The sequence below is a fragment of the Vibrio sp. OPT46 genome, from assembly GCF_015163535.1.
GTDB classification, from domain to species: Bacteria; Pseudomonadota; Gammaproteobacteria; order Enterobacterales; family Vibrionaceae; genus Vibrio; species Vibrio alginolyticus.
In genome coordinates this window covers 1-345 of sequence record NZ_JADDYG010000502.1, presented here as the reverse complement: position 1 = coordinate 345, position 345 = coordinate 1, and the positions used below count along the sequence as shown (strand labels likewise).

1 pseudogene is annotated in these 345 nt (G+C 41.4%); it reads left to right on the top strand.

What is annotated here, in order from left to right:
• Positions 1-345: pseudogene (locus IQR33_RS20910) on the top strand (EAL domain-containing protein); the annotation flags it as partial.

Here is a 345-nt window from a genome sequence, read left to right as displayed (position 1 = left end):
AATCATTTATTAGAAAAAAATGTGCAAATTGCAGATGAAATTTTATTCCAAATAGAGACAGAAAACCGCACGGCGCTGCTACACCCTGAACGATGTGAAGAGCTCCAGCAAAGCTTAATGTTTGAACGAGATATTGAAGAAATGCTCATTGTGAAAGAGGGAGCCATTACTTGTTCTTCGAAATTGGGAAGTATCTCTAAACCGTTAGCTGAGCACATCACCTTTCCTAAGGGACAAACGCTAGCGTTTGGTAGTGTTGATAGCTTGTACGATCAGTTCTTGCTTGTGGTAACGGAGGGAGAGCGGGGTTATCAAGCCGTAACGATTATCGATCATGACTACTTT